The sequence below is a fragment of the Stenotrophomonas sp. YJH_SMC_120 genome (assembly GCF_059368675.1).
Genome location: NZ_JCAFRY010000009.1, coordinates 153,410 through 159,829, shown reverse-complemented (window position 1 = coordinate 159,829; position 6,420 = coordinate 153,410). Strand labels below are relative to the sequence as shown.

Here is a 6,420-nt window from a genome sequence, read left to right as displayed (position 1 = left end):
TCAACGCGGTTGCCGGCCAGCGGCCGGCACTACCGTTCGGCAGTTTCCCAGGAGAAGCGTGGCAGGGCGTCCACCGCCTGTTCCAGCCGCTGCAGATGCAGCAGGTCTTCCGCGCCGTGGCCGAAGCGCTGGGCTGATGCCCCGGTAGTGCCGGCCGCTGGCCGGCATCCCTGTGTGGCGGGATCAATGCGGTTGCCGGCCAGCGGCCGGCACTACCGTTCGGCAGTTTCCCAGGGGAAGCGTGGCAGGGCGTCCACCGCCTGCTCCAGGCGCCGTGACCAGTTCTGGTGGATGTCCGCATACAACGTTGAATCCGCGCCGAGCCGCAGCTGCTGCCCGATGCGCAGTTCACCATCACGCAGCAGCGCCAGGTCGATCGGCAGGCCTACCGACAGATTGGAGCGAATGGTCGAATCCAGCGACACGATTGCCGTGCGCGCCGCGTCCTCCAGGCGTGTGGCCGGGCTGAGGATGCGGTCCAGGATGGGCTTGCCGTACTTGGACTCACCGATCTGAAGATAGGGCGTCTCCGGCGAAGCGGCGATGGCGTTGCCGAGCGGGTAGATCATGTACAGCCCGGGCCGCTCGCCCGCGATCTGGCCACCGAAAATCAGCGTCGCCTGGGTGTTGACCCCGTCATGGCCGTGCTCGCTGTGGCTGCTGTGCACCTGGCTGTCCACCAGCAGCTGGCCGACGTACTCGGCAGCTTCGAACAGATGGGTCATGTCGCGCAGGTTGGGCGTGCGCCGTTCACCGGCGTCGCGCCCCAGGCGTGACACCAGCAGCTGGGTGGTGGCCAGGTTGCCAGCCGCCATCAGCACGTAGGCTGCCTGGCCGGGGTACTCGAACACGTGCAGCTTGCGGTGCACGCGCACATCGTCCAGCGAGGCATTGGTCCGGGTGTCGGCAGCGAAGACCAGGCCTTCGTCCACCTCGATTCCAACGCAATAGGTCATGTCGGTGCCCTATCATGTGCGTCCCGGATTGTAGGCAGGCCGCCGTGACGACGGCATGTCCACGCCCCCTCAAGTGCCGTCACCTGAACCGCATGACCACCGTGCTCCTGAGCCTGGGCAGCAACGTCCAGCCCCGCCGCTACCTCCACGCCGCGGTGACGGCCCTGCGCGAGCGCTTTGGCGCACTGCAGGTGTCACCCGCCTACCGTACTGCCGCGGTCGGCTTCGATGGCCCGGCCTTCCTCAACAATGCGGTGGCGATCGAGACCGATCTGCCGCTGCAGGAACTGGACGACTGGCTGCATGCGCTGGAAGACGCGCATGGCCGCGATCGCAGCGGGCCGCGCTTCTCCGACCGGACCCTGGACATCGACGTGGTGTTCTACGGCGACCTGGTGGTGGAAGGCCCCGGCCACCTGCGCATTCCGCGCCCGGAACTGAAGCATGCCTTCGTGCTGAAGCCGCTGGCGGACATCGCGCCGGGCTTCATCGACCCGGTCAGCGGGCAGGACCTGGCCACGCTGTGGCGGGCGCACGCGCAGTTTGGCGAAGCGTTCGAGGTGGTGGACCTGGAATGATGGCGGTTGCCGGCCAGCGGCCGGCACTACCTCAACTGACCGTGCGCCCACCATCCACGCGCAGGGTGTGGCCGGTGACGAAGCTGGCTTCGGCCACCAGCCAGTAGACCGCTTCGGCGATCTCCTCGACCGTGCCGATCCGTGCCAGCGGCGTGCGCGCCAGCAACGCCTCGCGGGCGAAATCGTCCTTGCCCTGCTCCGGCCACAGGATCGCACCCGGGGCCACCGCATTGACCCGCACCTTCGGTGCCAGCTCCAGCGCCAGCGCGCGGGTGGCCATCTCCAGCGCGGCCTTGGCCATGGTGTAGGCGATGTGGTCGCGCATCGGGTCGGTGCCATGCAGGTCGGTCAGGTTGACGATGCAGCCCTGCTGGCGGCGCAGGTAGGGCGCCGCCGCCTGTGACAGCAGCAGCGGCGCGCGTGCATTGACCGCATACAGCTCGTCCATTGCCTCGGCGGTGACCTGGCCGAGCGGGGTGGGGAAGAAGTTGGAGGCGTTGTTGACCAGCGCGTCCAGTCGGCCGAAGTGGGTGACCGCCTGTTCCACCAGGTCGGCCAGGGCGTCGGCGTCACGCAGGTCGGCCTGCAGGGCCAGCACGCTGCCCGGGCGCACGTTGTCGAAATCGAACGCGGCCTGCTGCAGCTCGGCGCTGGATGTATTGGCGTGCAGCACCACCGACCAGCCACAGGCGTGGAACTGGCGGGCGATGGCCGCACCGATCCGGCGCGCGCTGCCGGTGATCAGGACCACGGGGTGGGTATCGCTCATCGAGGGTCCTCCAAGGCTCGGCTATCCTGTGCACCATTGTCACCGCATTCGAAGACGCCATGCAGCCCACCTTCCCCCTGCCCGAAGCCGATGCCCTGGCCCATAGCGACCAGCTGGCGGCCGCCCTGCGCGCCGAGATCCTTGCGCAGGGCGGGGCGATGCCGTTCTCGCGCTTCATGGAGCTCTGCCTGTATACCCCCGGCTGGGGCTATTACAGCGCCGGCGCCAGCAAGTTCGGTGGCAGTGGCGACTTCACCACCGCGCCCGAGCTCGGCAGCCTGTTCGCCGGCAGCGTGGCCAATGCGCTGGCGCCGGTGTTTGCCCAGCTGGGTGCGCAGGCGCGGATGCTGGAACTGGGCGGCGGTACCGGCGCCTTTGCCGAGGCGGTGCTGCTGCGCCTGGCCGAGCTGGATGCGCTGCCGTCGCGCTACGCCATCCTGGAACCCAGTGCCGATCTGCGCGAGCGCCAGCAGCAGCGCTTGCAGCAGAACCTGCCGGCCGAGCTGGCCGCGCGCGTGGACTGGGTCGACCGCCCGTTCGAGGAGGACTGGGAAGGCGTGGTGTTCGCCAACGAGGTGATCGACGCGCTGCCGACCCCGCGCTTCCTGATCCGGGATGGCGAGGTCTACGAGGAAACCGTCGAGCTGGACGCCGAGGGCAACTTCATCCGTGGCGCGCAGCCGGCCGACATCCTGCTCAACGGTGCGGTGCGCCATATCGAGCGCTACCTGGAAAAGCCTTTCGCCGAGGGCTACCGTTCTGAAGTGCTGCCGCAGCTGCCGTACTGGCTGCAGGCGGTGGCCGGTGGCATGCAGCGTGGTGCGATGCTGTTCGTCGACTACGGCTACAGTCGCAGCGAGTTCTACCAGCACGACCGCGACGATGGCACCGTGCGTGCGTTCTACCGCCACCACGTGCACAACGACGTGCACCGCTGGCCGGGGTTGCAGGACATCACCGCGTCGGTGGATTTCACCGCGATGGCCGAGGCCGGCATGCACGGCGGATTCGAGCTGGCCGGCTACTGCAGCCAGGCCAGCTTCCTGCTCGGTAATGGCCTGGACCAGGTGCTGCTGCTGGCCGAGGAACGCACCGATGAGGTCGGCCGCATCCAGCTGCGCGACCAGGTGAAGAAGCTGACCCTGCCGACCGAGATGGGCGAGCGCTTCCAGGCCATCGGCCTGCAGCGTGGCGTCGACTTCGAACCGGCCTTCGAGCTGGGTGACCTGAGCTGGCGCCTGTGAGCGAGGTGTTGCCGGCGATCAAGCCGCTGCGGCGGCCGCGGTTGTGGGCCGGGCTGTGGGCGGCGGCAGTACTGCTGGTGATCGTGGTCTGCCTGATTCCACCGCCGCCGATTCCGTTGCCGGAAAACAGCGACAAGGGCGAGCACTTCCTCGCCTACTTCATCCTGGCCGGCAGCGCGGTGCAGCTGTTCCGTCGGGGCCGCCCGCTGCTGTGGGTGGGCGTGGGCCTGGTGTTGATGGGCATCGGCATCGAATTTGCCCAGGGTGCGCTGACCAGCAACCGCATGGCCGACCCGATGGATGCCATCGCCAACACGGTCGGTGTGCTCGCCGGCATGGCCACCGCACTGACCCCGCTGCGCGACCTGCTGCTGCGCTGGCGCGGGTAAAGGCGTGCCAACCCAGGTTGGCACCTACCCGTAGATCCGCGCCATGCGTGGATGCTCTGCCCGAGGTGCCGACCAAGGCCGGCACCCACCTGGACAGGCCTGCCGTCATTTCCCCAGGGTCACCTCATCCAGCACCCACATCGCCGGGCGCGTGTCGCCGGTGAAGTTGACGCACAGGTCACCGCTGCCCTGCGTCCCCTTCGGCAGCGCCGCACGCAGGGTCACGAAGCCATCGGCATCCGGCTTGGCCGGCAACGGCACTTCCGCGAGCACCTTGCCGCTGCAGTCGCCACGACGCACCTGCATCTCGCCGTGCGCGCGCTTGGCCTTCTCGAAGCGACGCTTGGATTCATCGTGGGCAAGCTGGAAGTAGTACGGAATACGCCCCGCGCGGACTTCCAGGCTGCCGATGCCGTCCAGCTGTGCCTGCGGCCAGCGCCAGCACGGCTGGAAGATGTCCACGTTGAACACCGCACGGTTGCCTTCGCGTGGGCCATCGTCTTCCAGGCGCAGCACCAGGCCCTTCTTGCCCACGCAGCTGAGCAGCTCATCGCTGCGGCGGCTGAGCAGCGACTGTGCGGTGAAGGTGGCAATGGTCGGTTTCGCCGCCAGCATCTGGCCCTGGTAGAACGCGGCAGCCTGCACGGTGGTTGGCAGTTTTCCGGTCAGCGGCTGCTGGTACAGCGGTGACTGCGCGCTCACCGGTTGCCCATCGGTGCTGTAGCGCACTTCATAGCCCAGCGGATTGGCCAGCGACACCGTCACCGTGTTGTCCGCACGATTGTCGGTGTAGGCCACGCCCACTTCGAACGGGGTCTGCGCATAGGCCAGGCCCCAGGCACGGTAGCGCTGCAACTGGGACGGCAGGCGCGCGAGGAAATCGCGGAAATCGCGATGTTCCGGCGTGCTCCAGCCGGTCTCGGCCACGGCGGCCAGGCGTGGGAACAGGTTGTGCTGCAGGCGTGCGTAGCTGCGTGTGTGCTCGGTGAACATGTTGGCCTGCAGGCCGAGGATGTGCCCGCGCTTGTCAGCGGCCAGCTCGGCCGGCACCGGCTCGAAGTTGTACAGCTTGCCGAGGTTGACCTGGGTCGGGCGGCCGGGCGGTTCGTTCGGCGACGCCGTCTGCAGGTAATCCAGATAGAGGTAGCCGACCGGCGACATGATCACGTCATGGCCGGCGCTGGCCGCAGCCAGTCCGCCTTCGGTGCCCTGCCAGGACATCACCGTGGCCTGCGGCGGCAGCCCGCCTTCGAGGATCTCATCCCAGCCGATCAGGCGCCGGTCGTGCTCCTCCAGGAAGGTCTCCAGGCGCTTGATGATGTGGCTCTGCATGGCCATTTCATCCTTGATGCCCAGCGCACGCATACGCTGCTGCACCTGCTTCGACGCTTCCCACTGGTCCTTCACTGCTTCGTCGCCACCGACGTGCACGTACTTGGCCGGGAACAGGTCGATCACTTCTTCCAGCACGTTTTCCAAGAAGGTGACGGTGCTGTCTTCAGTGTTGAACAGGTTGGGGAACACGCCCCATTCGCTGATCGGCTTCAACGGCGTATCGATGGTGCCCAGCTCCGGATACGCAGCAATCGCGGCAGTCGCGTGGCCTGGGACATCGATTTCCGGGATCACCTGGATATGCAGCTTCGCCGCATAGTCGATCACGTCGCGAATCTGGTCCTGCGTGTAGAAGCCGCAATACGGATGCTCCTTGCCAGTGACCGGATCGATGCCACCGTCGCCGGCCGGCAGGCGGCAGCTGCCCACGTCGGTCAGCTTCGGGTAGCGCTTGATCTCCATGCGCCAGCCCTGGTCGTCGGTGAGGTGCCAGTGGAAGGTGTTGAGCTTGTGCGCGGCCATCGCGTCGAGCACGCGCTTGATCTCGTCCAGGCTCTGGAAGTGACGTGCGGAATCGAGCATGAAACCGCGCCAGCTGAAGCGTGGCGCGTCCTGGATCTGCACCGCCGGCAGCACGCCATTGCTGCCGCCGGTGGCGAGCTGGGCGAGGGTGGTCGCGCCGTAGAACAGGCCGGTTTCGTTGCCGGCCTGGATCAGCACGCCCTGCGCGGTGCTCTCCAGCGTGTAGCTTTCGCCACTGTCGCGGAAGGTGGGCACGATCTGGAAGCGGATGCTGCCCGACGTGCCTGCCGCCTTGCCCCTGGCTCTTGCAAGGCGCGGACCACCGCTGCGGGCCAGCAGATCGGCGAACTGGCTGGCGACGCGCTGCGCGGCTTCGCCTTCGGCCTGCAGCACGGTGTCGGCGCGGACGGTGATGCCGCTGCCTTGGCCGCGCTGCACGGTGGCCGGGGCGGGAATCAGCATCAGGCTGCCGGCGCGCAGCAGGGGGCCGGGTGCTTCAGTGGCGGGCGTGGGGTCGGCGGCAAGTGCCGGCAGTGCCGGCAACAGGGCGAGCAGGCTGCCCAGCAGCGCTGCGCTGCGCATCCGGGCGCGGGAAGGCTTGACCATCGGTACGACTCCTTGGATCGG

6 protein-coding genes are annotated in these 6,420 nt (G+C 67.8%); 3 read left to right on the top strand and 3 right to left on the bottom strand.

All coding sequences use genetic code 11. From position 1 onward, the window contains the following. Positions 1-212 precede the first annotated feature (212 nt). Positions 213-956, bottom strand: a complete 744-nt coding sequence (locus AC5P60_RS12975; RefSeq protein ID WP_012481280.1) for a proteasome-type protease — start codon at positions 954-956, stop codon at positions 213-215. Positions 957-1,048: 92 nt separating this feature from the next. Here AC5P60_RS12975 and folK point away from each other — a divergent pair, with 92 nt between their 5' ends. Beyond that, positions 1,049-1,534: a 2-amino-4-hydroxy-6-hydroxymethyldihydropteridine diphosphokinase gene (gene folK, locus AC5P60_RS12970; RefSeq protein WP_012481279.1), complete on the top strand. Its 486-nt coding sequence runs from the start codon at positions 1,049-1,051 to the stop codon at positions 1,532-1,534. Between the two features lie 31 nt (positions 1,535-1,565). On the opposite strand, the gene AC5P60_RS12965 is transcribed toward folK, so the two are convergent. Then, positions 1,566-2,303, bottom strand: a complete 738-nt coding sequence (locus AC5P60_RS12965; protein ID WP_005411052.1) for a pteridine reductase — start codon at positions 2,301-2,303, stop codon at positions 1,566-1,568. 59 nt (positions 2,304-2,362) lie between these two features. Between AC5P60_RS12965 and AC5P60_RS12960 the strand changes: the two genes are divergently transcribed. Further along, positions 2,363-3,547, top strand: coding sequence for a class I SAM-dependent methyltransferase (locus AC5P60_RS12960; RefSeq protein WP_033835245.1), 1,185 nt, complete (start codon positions 2,363-2,365; stop codon positions 3,545-3,547). Further along, positions 3,544-3,936 (top strand): VanZ family protein, encoded by a 393-nt coding sequence (locus AC5P60_RS12955; protein ID WP_049402429.1) that lies wholly within the window; start codon positions 3,544-3,546, stop codon positions 3,934-3,936. Before AC5P60_RS12960 ends, AC5P60_RS12955 begins: the two co-directional genes overlap by 4 nt. Positions 3,937-4,041: 105 nt before the next feature. On the opposite strand, the gene AC5P60_RS12950 is transcribed toward AC5P60_RS12955, so the two are convergent. After that, positions 4,042-6,399, bottom strand: a complete 2,358-nt coding sequence (locus tag AC5P60_RS12950; RefSeq protein WP_495201753.1) for a beta-N-acetylhexosaminidase — start codon at positions 6,397-6,399, stop codon at positions 4,042-4,044. Positions 6,400-6,420 lie beyond the last annotated feature (21 nt).

What these genes read in the sequence shown, in the direction of transcription:
- AC5P60_RS12975 (WP_012481280.1), bottom strand. Translation starts at nt 956, where the DNA reads ATGACCTATTGCGTTGGAATCGAGGTGGACGAAGGCCTGGTCTTCGCT.
- folK (WP_012481279.1), top strand. Translation starts at nt 1,049, where the DNA reads ATGACCACCGTGCTCCTGAGCCTGGGCAGCAACGTCCAGCCCCGCCGC.
- AC5P60_RS12965 (WP_005411052.1), bottom strand. Translation starts at nt 2,303, where the DNA reads ATGAGCGATACCCACCCCGTGGTCCTGATCACCGGCAGCGCGCGCCGG.
- AC5P60_RS12960 (WP_033835245.1), top strand. Translation starts at nt 2,363, where the DNA reads ATGCAGCCCACCTTCCCCCTGCCCGAAGCCGATGCCCTGGCCCATAGC.
- AC5P60_RS12950 (WP_495201753.1), bottom strand. Translation starts at nt 6,399, where the DNA reads ATGGTCAAGCCTTCCCGCGCCCGGATGCGCAGCGCAGCGCTGCTGGGC.